Origin of the sequence: Corynebacterium breve, from assembly GCF_030252165.1 — a bacterium.
In the GTDB taxonomy this organism is placed as follows: domain Bacteria; phylum Actinomycetota; class Actinomycetes; order Mycobacteriales; family Mycobacteriaceae; genus Corynebacterium; species Corynebacterium breve.
Map to the genome: position 1 here is coordinate 1,025,969 of NZ_CP126969.1, position 14,852 is coordinate 1,040,820.

The 14,852-nt window shown below is 55.6% G+C and carries 12 protein-coding genes; 11 read left to right on the plus strand and 1 reads right to left on the minus strand.

Features of this window, described 5'->3' with window-relative positions; genetic code table 11:
- Positions 1-39 precede the first annotated feature (39 nt).
- Positions 40-2,892, plus strand: a complete 2,853-nt coding sequence (gene uvrA / locus QP027_RS05045; RefSeq protein ID WP_284826504.1) for an excinuclease ABC subunit UvrA — start codon at positions 40-42, stop codon at positions 2,890-2,892.
- Here the strand turns inward: uvrA and QP027_RS05050 are convergent.
- Positions 2,856-4,853, minus strand: coding sequence for a DUF2339 domain-containing protein (locus tag QP027_RS05050; RefSeq protein WP_284826505.1), 1,998 nt, complete (start codon positions 4,851-4,853; stop codon positions 2,856-2,858). The two genes, uvrA and QP027_RS05050, sit on opposite strands and share 37 nt — an antisense overlap.
- A gap of 191 nt (positions 4,854-5,044) precedes the next feature.
- Here QP027_RS05050 and QP027_RS05055 point away from each other — a divergent pair, with 191 nt between their 5' ends.
- From QP027_RS05055 to argJ, 10 genes are all read left to right on the plus strand, one after another.
- The gene (locus QP027_RS05055; protein WP_284826507.1) at positions 5,045-5,845 is read left to right on the plus strand and encodes a hypothetical protein; all 801 of its coding nucleotides are present in this window, start codon (positions 5,045-5,047) and stop codon (positions 5,843-5,845) included.
- 277 nt (positions 5,846-6,122) lie between these two features.
- Entirely contained in the window at positions 6,123-6,647 is a 525-nt protein-coding gene (infC, locus tag QP027_RS05060; RefSeq protein ID WP_284826932.1) for a translation initiation factor IF-3, read from the plus strand.
- A 32-nt stretch (positions 6,648-6,679) separates the two neighbouring features.
- The gene (rpmI, locus tag QP027_RS05065; RefSeq protein ID WP_284826508.1) at positions 6,680-6,874 is read left to right on the plus strand and encodes a 50S ribosomal protein L35; all 195 of its coding nucleotides are present in this window, start codon (positions 6,680-6,682) and stop codon (positions 6,872-6,874) included.
- Positions 6,875-6,931: 57 nt separating this feature from the next.
- Positions 6,932-7,315 (plus strand): 50S ribosomal protein L20, encoded by a 384-nt coding sequence (gene rplT, locus QP027_RS05070; protein ID WP_284826510.1) that lies wholly within the window; start codon positions 6,932-6,934, stop codon positions 7,313-7,315.
- 101 nt (positions 7,316-7,416) lie between these two features.
- Positions 7,417-8,262, plus strand: coding sequence for a TrmH family RNA methyltransferase (locus QP027_RS05075; protein WP_284826512.1), 846 nt, complete (start codon positions 7,417-7,419; stop codon positions 8,260-8,262).
- 111 nt (positions 8,263-8,373) lie between these two features.
- Complete coding sequence (pheS, locus tag QP027_RS05080) at positions 8,374-9,420, plus strand: phenylalanine--tRNA ligase subunit alpha (RefSeq protein ID WP_284826514.1); 1,047 nt, start codon at positions 8,374-8,376, stop codon at positions 9,418-9,420.
- Positions 9,421-9,435: 15 nt separating this feature from the next.
- On the plus strand, positions 9,436-11,946 hold the full coding sequence (pheT, locus tag QP027_RS05085; RefSeq protein WP_284826516.1) for a phenylalanine--tRNA ligase subunit beta: 2,511 nt from the start codon (positions 9,436-9,438) through the stop codon (positions 11,944-11,946).
- Between the two features lie 100 nt (positions 11,947-12,046).
- Positions 12,047-12,523, plus strand: a complete 477-nt coding sequence (locus QP027_RS05090) for a hypothetical protein (RefSeq protein ID WP_284826517.1) — start codon at positions 12,047-12,049, stop codon at positions 12,521-12,523.
- 72 nt (positions 12,524-12,595) lie between these two features.
- Complete coding sequence (gene argC / locus QP027_RS05095) at positions 12,596-13,639, plus strand: N-acetyl-gamma-glutamyl-phosphate reductase (RefSeq protein ID WP_284826519.1); 1,044 nt, start codon at positions 12,596-12,598, stop codon at positions 13,637-13,639.
- 50 nt (positions 13,640-13,689) lie between these two features.
- Entirely contained in the window at positions 13,690-14,850 is a 1,161-nt protein-coding gene (gene argJ, locus QP027_RS05100) for a bifunctional glutamate N-acetyltransferase/amino-acid acetyltransferase ArgJ (RefSeq protein ID WP_284826521.1), read from the plus strand.
- Positions 14,851-14,852 lie beyond the last annotated feature (2 nt).

The following is a 14,852-nucleotide window of genomic DNA, read 5'->3' on the forward strand; positions in this document are numbered from 1 at the left end:
TGCTCTGGTTCGCTCCTCAAAGCAAGGACAGGTCTCTACGTGGCTGACAAGCTCATCGTGCAAGGCGCACGCCAACACAACCTCAAAGGTATTGATATTGAACTGCCACGCGACAAAATGGTCGTGTTCACGGGGCTCTCGGGCTCTGGCAAATCATCATTGGCCTTTGACACCATATTTGCCGAAGGGCAGCGTCGCTACGTCGAATCCCTGAGCTCCTATGCACGCATGTTCCTAGGCCAAATGGACAAACCGGACGTTGATTTCATTGACGGTTTGTCACCGGCTGTCTCGATTGACCAGAAGTCCACTAACCGTAACCCGCGGTCCACCGTGGGTACCATCACGGAGATTTACGATTATCTGCGATTGCTCTATGCTCGCGCCGGCACACCCCATTGTCCGCAGTGCGACGAGCCAATTGCGCGCCAGACTCCGCAGCAGATTGTGGATCAAGTCCTCAGCATGGAAGAGCGCAAAAAGTTTCAGGTTCTCGCGCCAGTAGTCCGGAAGCGAAAAGGAGAGTTTGTCGATCTGTTGAAGGATCTCTCAGCTCAGGGGTTCTCGCGCGTCAAGGTGGACGGCGAGGTGTACTCGCTTTCAGAGCCGCCGATACTGAAGAAGCAGATCAAGCACACCATTGATGTCATCGTCGACCGACTCCAAGTAAAAGAGAGCCAGAAACAGCGCCTGACTGATTCGGTGGAGACAGCGCTGCGGCTTGCCGATGGACTCGTTGTCCTAGAGTTCGTCGATGAACCTGAAGATTCCGAAGCGCGCTACGCAATTTTCTCCGAGAAGATGGCCTGCCCGAACGGTCACACTTTGGACATCGATTCCTACGAGCCACGATCATTTTCTTTCAACGCACCATTTGGCGCTTGCCCGGCGTGTGATGGCCTAGGCACCCGCACAGAGATGGATGCCGATTTGATCGTTCCCGATCCCGACGCACCAGCGGTTGATGCCTTCCAACCGTGGAACTCCAGCCCAAACAAGAGCTACTTTGTCAAACTCATCGAGGGGCTTGCAAAAGAACTAGAATTCGACCCGAGTACGCCGTTCTCGCAGCTCAAAAAGTCAGAGCAAAGCGCTCTGCTAGAGGGCTCGCCGGTCCAGGTATCCGTGCGCTACAAGAATCGCTACGGTCGTCAGCGCAACTTCACATCAGCGTTCGAGGGCGTGATGGGCTACTTGCGACGAAAGCTCGACATGGCGGAGACAGAAGCTGCCAAAGAACGCTATTTGTCCTATACCCGCGAAGTGGCGTGCCCGACCTGTAAGGGTGCTCGTCTAAAGCCGGAGATTCTGGCAGTTCGCCTCAACTCGTCCACACACGGTGAACTGTCTATTGCCGATCTCACCGCGCTTTCGATCAACGATGCTTCCAACTTCTTGGACCATCTAACTTTGGGTTACCGCGAGGAAATGATTGCCGGCGCCGTACTCAAAGAAACACAAGCTCGCCTACACTTTTTGATCGATGTTGGGCTCACTTACCTCACCCTCGACCGCTCGGCTGGCACGCTCTCGGGTGGTGAGGCGCAGCGCATTCGTCTGGCAACACAGATTGGCTCGGGTCTCGCCGGCGTGATGTATGTCCTCGACGAGCCCTCGATCGGATTGCACCAGCGCGACAATAGGCGTTTGATTTCCACTCTGAAGAAACTGCGGGACATCGGCAACACACTTATCGTTGTTGAACACGACGAAGACACCATCCGTGAAGCTGATTGGCTGATCGACATTGGGCCCGCAGCGGGTGAATATGGCGGTGAAGTCGTCTACCAAGGACCGCCAAAAGGAATTCTGACGGCCAAGAACTCGGTAACCGGGGACTACCTTTCTGGTCGCAAGAAAATCGAGGTACCCGCTTCACGACGACCAGTGGATCCGGAACGGCAGCTCCACATAATCGGCGCTCGCGAGAACAACTTGGACAATATTGATGTGGATATTCCGCTGGGTGTCCTCGTTGCGGTGACCGGTGTGTCTGGGTCAGGCAAGTCCACGATGGTGAACCAGATCTTGGCCAAGACGCTGCAGAATAATCTGAACCGTTCACGACAAGTACCTGGGCGAGTGAAAAGGGTCGAGGGAGTAGAACATTTGGACAAGCTGGTTCAGGTTGACCAATCGCCAATCGGCAGGACCCCTCGATCAAATCCGGCTACCTATACGGGTGTATTCGACAAAATACGCAACCTTTTCGCGGAGACTCATGAAGCGAAAGTCCGTGGCTACAAAGCGGGGCGATTCTCCTTCAACGTTAAGGGCGGACGCTGCGAGGCCTGCCGTGGAGACGGCACTATCAAGATCGAGATGAACTTTCTGCCAGACGTGTACGTTCCTTGCGAAGTGTGCGGGGGAACACGCTTTAACCGCGAGACTCTAGAGGTTCGTTACAAGGGCAAGAACATCGCCGAGGTTTTGGACATGCCTATCTCGGAAGCCACCGAGTTTTTTGAGCCGATCCAGTCCATCCACCGGTATCTCGCGACCTTGGCAGATGTTGGCCTCGGATATGTCCGCTTGGGACAAGCCGCAACCACCCTCTCAGGCGGTGAGGCGCAGCGTGTGAAGCTCGCTGCGGAACTCCAAAAGCGCTCAAACGGACGGACAATTTACATCCTCGACGAGCCAACAACTGGCTTGCACTTTGAAGATATCCGCAAGCTCTTGATGGTGTTGCAAGGCCTCGTCGAGAAGGGCAATACAGTCCTGGTGATCGAGCACAACCTAGATGTGGTGAAGTCCGCCGACTGGGTAATCGATATGGGCCCAGAAGGTGGCAGTGGCGGTGGACGCGTTGTTGCACAAGGCACGCCGGAAGACGTGGCCAAGGTTGACGGCTCTTACACAGGTTCATACTTGTCCGAGTTGTTGGTCTGACTCTGGGCTTGGGGTTGGCGTCGTGCTCTGATCGCAGCAATCGCGATGAGGATGATGCCGGAGATGATGAAAGCTACGACCTGTGGGATACCGCTCAGCGACGCAAGATCGAAGAAGATGAGCTTCATCACCGCGGCGATTGCCAGGACAAAACCCGCTCCAAGACTCATCCTGTTGGACAGTCGGGTACGTGCCAGCAGTATCCAGGCTGCGAAGGTGATCCAAGTAACAGATACTGACGCGTGGCCAATGACGAACCCGAGAATGAGAAGAGTCTGGGAACCAAAGCTGAAGACGAAGGACACAAATGTCACCACGGCCACCATGTAGAGGTGAAGGCCTACGACTCCAAATACGACGAGCAATTCACGGGGAACGGAATCAAACGCTGCTCGTCGCCAAAGCGCAAACACGAGGATCAGCGTCAAGCACACGGCTTGGAATTGAACCGACCCACTGACAATCTTCTCTGGTTGCAAGCCGAGCACAGCCGCACTCACCTCGTAGGTAAGGCCGAGCGCTGCAATGACCCAGAACGTCCACACCGGTACCCGATACGCCGGTCGGCGTTCCAAGACCAAGATGGCCGCTAGGAATCCTGCGAGGAAGAGAGTCAGTACCGCGGCCCGTCCGAAATCTTCATTGGTAAGCGCGGCCGGAAATTTGATATATAACGCAATAAAGAGCACTGCGCTGAAGCAAAGCCACGTGATCGGTGTGAGCTTCTGAGTGTCGTAATCTGGGAAGCGTCTCAAAGCTAGCTCGGTTGCGACTACACCGGCGGTGGCACCGACTAGCGTCAGTACCAGCCACCAACTATCGACAATTCCCACGACGATCAAGAGAATCACGATTGGGATCAAAGTCAACAACAGGGTCCGGTACGAGTTCGCATCGAAGCGCTCATCACTTTGTGGGGCACGGGCGGGGAAGAATACTTCGCCGGCCAATATCATTAGGACGAAGCCAATGAACGGTATGGTGACAGGACTTGTTTCAGCTGGTGTGAAATTGGACATTAATAGTCCTTGTTCAACAACCAAAGCGCCTGCAAATACTCGAATGTGTGCCGCAACCGGTGGAGTATCGGCTTGTTTGTTGTGCCAAGTACTGATGACCAGCAATATCGGTAGGAGCGAGGTAATGAGCGCGGCATTAGGATCGTTGACCACGAAAAATGGGAGATAGATAAAGCCCGCGAAGGCCATCGCCTTGGTCAAGGTTGTGTTGGACAAGGTCCTTGCCACCATCAAATATCCCGCCCAAACCGCAACGTTTACAATCGCGCCCGTTGGATATGTCCACCACTCCAAAATCGCGACGAGAGACAGGATAATTAGGACTGATACCAGGAAAGACGTAATGAACAAGGCGTCGCTGCCGGCTGTCGCCTTGGATTTGCGTTGGATGAAGTAGCCAGCCACTAGTAGCGCAATGGCAAGCACCACAGACAAGATGACTCTGCCAAGCGGACCCAACAGTCCGCTTTGAATCGCCAGGGCGATACCAAGTGCGACACCGATAATCGTGATCATCGACCCGAGGACAGCAATGGTCCGCATAATGAGTTGCTCTGTGGACAACTTCTTGCGGGGAGGACGAGGAGGGCGCTCTGGCCTCGGATAGTTAACTGAAGGCGCAACAGGGGCCGCAGGGGACTTCGCTGCTGCAGCAGGTGGCGGTGAATATGGAGAGATGATCCTCGGTCGCTCTGGCTGCCACGGCAACTTCGGCTTTGTAGGCTGGCCAGCAGCAGGATGGATTTCAGTGCGCTGGGGACCCGTGGTTTCCACATTTGCTGATGAATCTTTCGCTACCAGTGCCGATGCTTCGAGTGTGTGAGTGAGTTCTCGCAATTGCGAAACAACGTCTTGTGTCTCAGTGGCCAAAGAATCAATCTTGGCAAGTGTGCGCCGAGCCTGAATGAAAAACTCGGGTCCTAATTGGGGAGTCGGTGCCATCGAAATACATCCTTTGGAAGAGGCCGGATTGGAAGCGGCTAGTCTCAAGAGCTTTGCGGGCTTGATTTCCATCTTTGCCCAAATTGTTGCCTATAACGCGGCGAATGATTCCCCTTCTGTTCACTCTCGTCGCTATCGTTGAATCGGAAATCGACAAATGAAAGCTAATTTGAAAGGGGAGTAGCGCACTCGTGGAATACAAAGCGGCCCCCGAAGGTTCCCGGAACTCCAAGAACTCTTGGGAGGACGATGAACTCACTCCCGACAACTACACAACTTCGCAGTTCGAGCGGGTGAATGGGAAAGGTGGCCATGCGTCAGCCCCCGAATTCGTGCAGCACGAAACGACGGCAGCAAGCGCACGGAGGAGTACCGGATTCTGGCCGATCTTTCTCGGTGCTGTGGGCGTAGTAGGTGCCTTGGCCCTAGGGATCTGGGGGTATAGCTGGTTCGCAGAGCAGGAGAACGACAATAATGCCGCCCCTATGACCACGACACGAGTGATTGCGCCAGAGCCGGCTAGCTCACTCCCGAATGCGACCTCATCGTCGGCTAGCTTTACGACGACCGCCTTGCCGACAAAGTTCGCAACCCCCACTCGCGCCGCTGCACATACTACGATTACCTTTGAGTCGACGGAGTCTCAGTCGACTTCGGTAACGAGCGAACCTACTCCGAGTAGTGTGGGAACGACTTCCACTTCTGTATCCGAGGAATACACTTTCCGAGCGCCAGAAAACGCTGTCCAATGTGCTGCCAACGTTAACTGGCGAATTTTTACCAGTGGACAAGACGAATGTGGATTTGCAAAGGACGTTGCGATTGCGATGGCGGGTAACTCCGGCATCGACGGTCAGCACGAAGTAGTCGTCGATAAGCAAAGCAGCGGTGAACAGGCAACCGTAACGTGCGCATGGGAAGGCGCTAACTCCTATACCTGCAATGGTGGGGGAGCCACTGTGGTTCTAGAGGACCGCGCAGTACGCGACTGACCGGCAATTTTGGTCTCGTGATTGGTATCTGCTAAAGTAGCGGTCACTACCGCCCACGCATCTTTTCTAGGTGCCAGGGTCGCAAGTGGAGTTAATCCCACCCCATACCGCCAGATGGTTGGTTACGGGTCCAAAACACACGGTAGATCACCACCAGTGGTGTGTCTGTGTGTGGAAGAACTCCCGCGACGCTTCTCAAGCGCTCGCGGGATTTGCGTTAACACTACTCGCGAGAACTGGTAGCGAACCTAATTGTCTTTTAACTCGAGGAGTTCTCATCAGCGCTGAAGCTCGGATCAACGAAAAAATCCGTGTCCCTGAAGTTCGTCTTGTCGGCCCATCCGGCGAGCAGGTAGGCGTCGTCCGTACCGACGACGCACGCAAGCTTGCATACGAAGCAGATCTAGATCTAGTTGAGGTGGCGCCAAACGCTAAGCCGCCAGTAGCCAAGATCATGGATTACGGCAAGTTCAAGTATGAACAGGCTCAAAAAGCCCGCGAATCTCGTAAGAATCAGCAGCAGACCGTGGTGAAGGAACAGAAGTTCCGTCCCAAGATCGATGAGCACGACTACCAGACGAAGAAGAACAACGTTGTTCGCTTCCTGGAGAAGGGCAACAAGGTCAAGGTCACAATCATGTTCCGTGGCCGTGAGCAATCACGTCCGGAGCTCGGTTTCCGCCTTCTGGAGCGTCTGGCTGAGGAGGTTGCAGACATTGCAATCATCGAGTCCCGCCCTAAGCAAGACGGCCGAAACATGACCATGGTCCTTGGCCCAGCAGGCAAAAAGGGCAAGAAGTAGACCACTTTTTCAAACTCTGAAGGGTTTAAACAATGAAGCAGAAGACCCACAAGGGCACCGCTAAGCGCATCAAGTTGACCGGCTCGGGCAAGCTGCGCCGTAACCAGGCTGGCAAGAAGCACCTGAACGAGCACAAGACCTCCAAGCGCGTGCGTCAGCTCAAGGGCGACGCACCAGTTGCAAAGGCTGACGTGCCACGCATGAAGAAGCTCCTCGGCCGCGCATAGTTTCGCGACCCACTCCATTTCATCCAAAGTCTTTACTAGAAGTTAGGAAGTACAACTGTGGCACGTGTCAAGCGCTCAGTTAACGCCAAGAAGAAGCGTCGCGCGATTCTGAAGTCCGCAAAGGGCTACCGCGGCCAGCGCTCCCGCCTGTACCGTAAGGCGAAGGAACAGTGGTTGCACTCGATGACCTACGCTTACCGCGACCGTCGTAAGCGTAAGGCAGAGTTCCGCAAGCTGTGGATCCAGCGCATCAACGCTGCAGCTCGTATGAACGACATCACCTACAACCGTCTCATCCACGGCCTCAAGCTGGCTGAGATCGACGTCGACCGCAAGATCCTCGCAGACCTTGCAGTGAACGACTTCGCAGCATTCTCCGCAATTTGCCAGGCTGCAAAGGCTGCTCTCCCTGAGGACGTTAACGCTCCAAAGGCTGCTTAAGCTCCGATTGCTTAACGACGACCACCCGCCCCGGATCACCGGCGCGGGTGGTTTTTGCTTGCGGTTCTATAGTCTGATGACTTGCCATTAGACTGAAATTCATGGCACTTGATTTCTCCGAACCTTTCACAGAGCGCACTCCACGAGTGGTTAACGCGGCAAAGCTACATCGCGCGGCGGCTCGTCGTAAAGCAAACCAGTTCTTGGTGGAGGGCGAAAACGCTGTCGAGGCAGCAGTTGCGACGGGCGCGGCAACCGACATCTTCGTCACGGAGGAAGCGGCGGATCGTTTCGCCGACGTGGTGACCACCGCTGGTTATATGGATGTGTACACCCACGCGATCAACGACAAGGCAGCCGCGGCGTTGTCGGATACCGTTTCGACAACAGGCATCTTCGCTGTGTGCAAGCCGGTGACGTGGACCGTAGGCCAAGTGCTAAAGGGGCGGACCAACTTCGTTGCAGTGGGCGTAGAAACCAACGATCCAGGTAACGCCGGTACCCTTATTCGCATCGCTGATGCGGTTGGTGCCGATGGAGTGATTTTCGCCGGCGACACGGTAGACCCCCAATCGGGCAAGGCTGTACGAGCATCAGCAGGTTCGATCTTCCACACACCAGTTGCCAGGGACAGGGATGTCAAAGGCGTCATTGGTCAGCTGAAGGCTGCAGGTCTGAAAATCGTTGCCACCACGATGGATGGTGAAGTAGGCCTCGACCAAGCGGAGGGAATCTTGGCGCAGCCTACGGCGTGGTTATTTGGCAACGAAGCTCACGGGCTAGACGATGACATTGCTTCCAACGCCGACTACCGGGTGTCGATCCCGATCCACGGTTCTGCTGAGTCCCTGAATATGGCGACGGCTGCTGCGATGTGCCTGTGGGAGTCCTCGAAGGCACATTACGAACCCGAGGACGAAACAGATCAAGGGCCCGCGGAAAGCTAGGGTCTTGTTCTAAACACCGCCCTCGCGCGTGGTGTCCTTATATTCCGGGTATGCTGGTTAAGTCGCAAATCTAGAACCGAATTACGAGGAAAGGCGAGGGTGACTTCAAGCGTGTCTGACACTCCCGACATCCAACTGACTGAAGCATCTCTCAACGAGGCTGCAGACCGAGCAATTGCCGCATTCGATGCTGCACCGGACCTGGCAGCACTTGAAGCAGCTAAACGAGATCACTTGGGTGAACAAGCGTTTATTCCGCAGGCACGCCGCGCGCTCGGTTCGCTGCCGAAAAGCGACCGTAAGGATGCCGGCCGCTTTGTGAATATGGCCCGCGGCCGCGTCGAAAAGCACTTTGCTCAGGTTCACTCCGTTCGCGAGGCTGAGCACCGTGAGCAGCAGCTCAAGGCTGAAAAGGTCGATGTGACCATGCCTACCGCTCGCACTCAGCAAGGTGCAATGCATCCCATCACCACCCTGAGCGAGAATATCGCAGATATTTTTATCGGCATGGGCTGGGAAATCCAGGAAGGCCCTGAGGTTGAAGCGGAATACTTCAACTTTGACGCGCTGAACTTTATCCCCGACCACCCGGCACGAACACTGCAGGACACTTTCTACATCGGTTCCGAGCACTCCAAGCAGGTCATGCGCACCCACACCTCGCCGGTGCAGGTGCGCACGATGCTTGACAACGAGCCTCCTGTATACATTGCGTGCCCAGGACGTGTATTCCGCACCGACGAGCTCGATGCCACCCATACCCCGGTGTTCCACCAGGTCGAGGGGCTAGCCGTAGACAAGGGCTTGACGATGGCCCACCTGCGTGGCACTTTGGATCACCTTGCAAAGGTACTGTTCGGCCCTGAGACCAAAACCCGCATGCGTACTAACTATTTCCCATTCACCGAGCCTTCAGCGGAAGTCGACGTGTGGTTTGACAATAAAAAGGGCGGCGCAGGCTGGATCGAGTGGGGCGGCTGTGGCATGGTCAACCCAAATGTGCTGCGAGCTGTCGGAATCGACCCAACCGTCTATTCGGGCTTTGCATTCGGCATGGGGCTTGAGCGCACCTTGCAATTCCGCAACGGCCTGAGCGACATGCGTGACATGGTCGAGGGCGACATTCGTTTCACCGTTCCATTCGGCGTTCAGGCATAAGGGGAGGACTTAGACATGCTTATTTCCCAGAATTGGATTACTGGCCTTGTACGTTCTGGCGGCACCGCAGACTGGTCGGTGACTTCGGAAGAACTTGACGCTGGTTTTGTCCGCGTAGGTTTTGAAACCGAGGGGTACGAAAAGATCGAAGAGACCACGGGTGACTTGGTCTTTGGCCGCGTCTTGCACATTGAGGAACTCACTGACTTTAAGAAGCCAATCCGCTACTGCCAGGTCGACGTCGGCCAGGCAAACGGAACCGGTGAGCCGCAGGGAATTATCTGTGGTGCGCGCAACTTCAAGGAAGGCGACCTCGTCGTTGTTGCTCTGCCAGGGGCGGAACTACCTGGTGGATTCAAGATTTCTGCCCGAGAGACCTACGATCACATCTCTGCTGGCATGATCTGCTCGGCGGCAGAGTTGGGCTTGACTGACAAGCAGAACGCCGGCATCATCACGCTTTCCGACGACTACGGCAAGCCAGGCGAGGACGCCCGCGCAGCGCTCCAGCTCGACGACACAGTCTTTGACGTCAACATCACCCCAGACCGGGGTTATGCGCTTTCGGCGCGTGGACTGGCCCGCGAGATTACCTCTGCATTTAACCTTCCTTTTGCGGATCCAGCGGAGGATCCGGCAGTGGCGGGATTCGATGTCTCCGGTGTTCCGGCGCCAACCGACAAACTGATCGACATTGCAATCGATGACGATACGAAGACGATTCGTTTCGGACTGCGCAAGGTAGAGGGCATCGATCCTCACGTTGAGTCGCCGTTCTGGCTGCAGCGCGAACTTATGCTTTCGGGTCAACGACCTGTGAACGCGGCTACAGACGTGACAAACTACGTCATGCTACTGCTTGGCCAACCGATGCACGCCTTTGATGCCAACAAGATTGTCGGTAACCTTCACATCCGCAATGCACAGGCAGGGGAAAAGTTCGAAACACTCGATCATGTCACCCGAGAACTCGTCGACAGTGACGTGCTGATCTGCGACGACAATGGCATCCAGTCGATGGCTGGTGTCATGGGCGGCACGACTTCTGAAATTTCTGACGAAACGACCGATGTCTATTTCGAGGCCGCCACGTGGGACCCTCTGACGGTTGCTCGTACGTCTCGTCGCCACAAGCTCTCTTCCGAGGCTTCACGACGATTCGAACGCGGCGTAGACCCTGCCATCGTCGAGGTGGCTCTGGATATGGCATGTGCATTGCTAGTCGATATCGCTGGCGGAACGGTATCAGCAGCTCGCACGCTCATCGGTGATGTGCCTGCACATGACCCGATCGAACTGCGTGTTTCTCACCCAGCAGAATTAATTGGTGTGGACTATTCCCGTGAGACCATCGTCAAGCGACTTACCGAGGTCGGTGCGACAGTGGATGATCTGGGTGAGCTCCTATCGGTTACTGCGCCGACCTGGCGTACTGACTTCTCCATGCCTGAGGACCTGATCGAGGAGATCATGCGTCTAGAAGGCTTGGATAACATCCCGCTTGAGCTGCCTACCCCTCGGGGCGGACGTGGGCTTTCTCCTGAGCAGCGTCGTCGTCGCGCGGTGACGCACGCGTTGGCGTATTCCGGGTACGTCGAGATTCTTCCCACTCCGTTTATCGCGAACGACACTTTTGACAAGTGGGGCTTGGAAAGAGACGACCCACGCCGCAATGCGGTCAAGGTACTTAACCCTCTGGATAGCGACTACTCGATCTTGGGTACCACTTTGCTCCCTTCGATGCTCGAAGCTGTAGGTCGCAATGTAGCCCGTGGTCGCCATGATGTTACTTTGTACGGCGTCCAGCAGGTGTGCTTCAAGCGTGCCGATGTATCGCCGATGCCTTCCGTTGAATCACGCCCAGCCGACGAAACGGTGGCCGAGCTGATCGACTCGCTTCCGCACCAGCCACTGCATGCAGTCACGGTTGGCGTAGGCAACAAGGTATTCGACGGGCCTTGGGGTGAAGGCCGTGCGTATGGCTGGGCAGACGCAATCGATTCCGCTCAGGTTGTCGCTCGTGCCGCAGGGGTCGAACTTGAACTTGAATCTGCAGTCATGCTGCCATGGCACCCCGGCCGCTGCGCCGCGCTTAAAGTCAACGGCGAAGTCGTCGGTTACGCTGGCGAGCTGCACCCGCAGGTGCTCGAGGCGTTGGAGCTGCCAGAGCGTACCTGTGCGATGGAGGTTGATCTCTCGGCGATGCCGCTTGAGGAGCGCTTCCCAGCTCCAGTACTTTCGTCGTTCCCAGCGCTCCACCAAGATATCGCGTTGGTCGTAGACGAAGACGTACCGGCGGAACATGTTCGCCAGGCTGTAGAGGAGGGCGCAGGGGAGTTGCTTGAAACCGTAGAACTCTTCGATGTATTCCGCAGTGAAAACCTTGGAGAGAACAAGAAATCTCTCGCCTTCAAGCTGCTGTTCCGTGCAGGAGATCGCACCCTTACCGACGATGAGGCGTCGGAAGCACGACTCGCTGCCGCAGATGTAGCCAAGCAGCGCTTTGGTGCAGAAATGCGTGCATAACAAGTAGGTTACGGAGGCCGACAGGCGCTAACAAATAACCAGACAATTCGATTAAGTAAGTGAACACCTTTTCACCTACTCCGATCGAAAGGTTCCCGCCATGTCACGCCTCCGCACTACTCTCGTTGCCCTCGTCACCGCCTCTATTGCAGCAGCTGGGCTCGCCGCTCCTGCTGCCGCTCAAGACCTGAAAAGCTACAAGACCTACGTTTTGCCAGGCGAAACAGTTGGTTGCTCCGTAGCAGTATCTGATATCCGCTGGGCATACTGCACCGACCTTAAAGGTGAAATGAAACCAATCCCGAACTCTGACGGCCTAGCTGGAACAGACGCCGTCGGGATCATGAATGGCTACTCGTACCACACTTACTCCAATCAGGGTTGGGGCGGCCCAGTTGACGTGATGGCTCCAGGAAGCATTCGTCACGATCATGGTTTGATTTTCGTGGCCGACTTCAATAACGGTATCCATGTTTTTGATGGTGTTCGTTACGCTGCGTACGTCGGTAACGGTCAGGTTGTCGTGCATCCGGGAGTAAACCAGCTTTCTTCTGCCGTTGGGCTCTCGTCGTTCTAACGCGTTCTAGTTTAAGATCTCCCCGGTACTGCATACTTTGCATCCGGTTGCATAAATGATACAGTGGCTTGCATGACTATTAAGGTAGCTGTAGCCGGTGCAACGGGATACGCAGGCGGGGAGATCTTGCGTTTGCTTTTGGGCCACCCCCAATATCTATCCGGAGAACTCCAAATCGGAAGCTTGACCGGCAACTCCAATGCAGGCCAACGCGTAGCCGATATCATGCCTCATCTACCGCAATTAGCTGACCGCGTCATTGAGGAAACAAGCACCGAAGTTCTCTCCGGCCACGATGTTGTTTTTCTCGGCTTGCCACATGGTTTCTCTGCCGAGATCGGCGCTGCGCTTGACGACGACACCTTGGTGATCGATTGTGCAGCCGATTTCCGTTTAAAGGATGCGGCTGACTGGGAAAAGTACTACGGCAGCAAGCACGCTGGTTCTTGGCCGTATGGAATTCCAGAAATGCCCGGCCACCGAGAGGAACTGCAAGGCGCGCGACGTGTAGCGGTGCCTGGTTGTTTTCCCACTGGCGCAACCTTGGCCCTGATTCCTGCTGTAGAAGCAGGCATCATTGAGGCTGATGTGGCGATCGTCTCCATCACCGGCGTGTCGGGTGCAGGTAAGAAGGCCGCCGTGCCACTTCTTGGCTCGGAGACAATGGGCTCACTCAAGGCGTACAACACAGCGGGTAAGCACCGCCATACCCCTGAGATTGCTCAGAGCTTGCGCGAAGTCACAGACAAAGACGTCAATGTCAGCTTTACACCGGTGCTGGCACCCTTGCCACGAGGAATTCTCACCACAGTCACCGCACCTCTAGTCCAGGGCGTGACAGCCGACGTGGCGCGAAAGGTCTATGAGACTTTCTACGCAGACGAGCCATTTGTCTATGTATTGCCAGAAGGGGCACAGCCACAAACTCAGAATGTTGTTGGCTCCAACATGTGCCAGGTGCAGGTCGAAGTAGATGCACAGGCCGGCAAAGTATTGATGACTAGCGCCATCGACAATCTCACTAAAGGCACAGGTGGAGCCGCAGTTCAGTGCATGAACATAGCTCTCGGTTTCGAAGAGACTGCCGGGCTCCCGCGAGCTGCGGTGGCACCGTAGCCACACAAACAGTCATCCGCAAGCACCACTTTTCACCGAAGGATTTTACTATGAGCACCACCGGAATTACATTCCCAGCTGGCTTCGAGGCGGCTGCAACAACCGCTGGAATCAAGCCATCGGGCAACCCTGACATGGCATTGGTAGTAAACAACGGGCCAGAATTCAACGCCGCCGCAGTGTTTACCCGCAATCGTGTTGTTGCATCTCCGGTCAAAGTGTCTCGTGATGCAATCGCGAACGGACAGCTCAAGGCTGTTGTGTACAACTCGGGAAATGCAAACGCGTGTAACGGTACGCAGGGGGACAAGGATGCAGCAGCCATGCAGACCTTGGTGGCGCAAACAGTTAACGTAGAGGTTCGCGATGTGGCGGTTTGCTCAACTGGACTTATTGGCGAAATGCTTCCCATGGAGAACGTCACCGCGGGCATTGCGGCGTTGGGCGAGGGACTGGGCGACAACGGTGCGCAGGCAGCAGCTGCGATTATGACGACCGATACGGTGCGAAAGGAAGCGTCGGTAAGTAAGAAAGGCTGGTCCGTCGGCGCGATGGGTAAAGGCGTAGGGATGATGGCACCTTCGCTAGCGACGATGCTGGTATGCATCACCACCGATGCTTCCGCGACGTCCGAGGCTCTCAATGACGCACTTCGAGCGGCAACAGCCGTTACTTTTGACACCTTGGATATTGACGGATCGACGTCTACCAACGACACGGTGATCTTAATGGCGTCCGGAGCCAGCGGAGTAGAGCCCACTCAAGAGGAACTCAATGATGCTGTTTTCCAGGTTTGCTCGGATATTGCCGATCAGCTTCAGGCCGATGCAGAGGGTGTGACCAAGCGCGTCAAGATCACTGTTGAAGGAACGGGATCGGACACTCAGGCACTGAATGCAGCGCGCACCTTGGGTCGCGACAACTTGTTTAAATGCGCGATGTTTGGTTCCGACCCCAACTGGGGTAGAGTCCTCGCGGCTGTGGGAATGGCGGATGCCGATATGGATCCCGACAACATCTCGGTGTACTTCAATGATCAGCCTGTGTGCTTAAAGACAACAGGTGCGCCAGGAGCTCGCGAGGTCGACTTGTCAGGGACTGACATCGATGTGCGCGTCGACTTGGGCACCGGTGGTGAAGGCACCGCGACCGTGCGCACCACCGACTTGTCTCACGATTACGTCGAAATCAACTCTGCGTACAGCAGCTAATC

Coding starts and splice junctions, on each gene's coding strand:
- QP027_RS05050 (WP_284826505.1), bottom strand. CDS start 4,853: ATGGCACCGACTCCCCAATTAGGACCCGAGTTTTTCATTCAGGCTCGG.
- rpmI (WP_284826508.1), top strand. CDS start 6,680: ATGAAGCAGAAGACCCACAAGGGCACCGCTAAGCGCATCAAGTTGACC.
- QP027_RS05075 (WP_284826512.1), top strand. CDS start 7,417: ATGGCACTTGATTTCTCCGAACCTTTCACAGAGCGCACTCCACGAGTG.
- pheT (WP_284826516.1), top strand. CDS start 9,436: ATGCTTATTTCCCAGAATTGGATTACTGGCCTTGTACGTTCTGGCGGC.
- QP027_RS05090 (WP_284826517.1), top strand. CDS start 12,047: ATGTCACGCCTCCGCACTACTCTCGTTGCCCTCGTCACCGCCTCTATT.
- argC (WP_284826519.1), top strand. CDS start 12,596: ATGACTATTAAGGTAGCTGTAGCCGGTGCAACGGGATACGCAGGCGGG.
- argJ (WP_284826521.1), top strand. CDS start 13,690: ATGAGCACCACCGGAATTACATTCCCAGCTGGCTTCGAGGCGGCTGCA.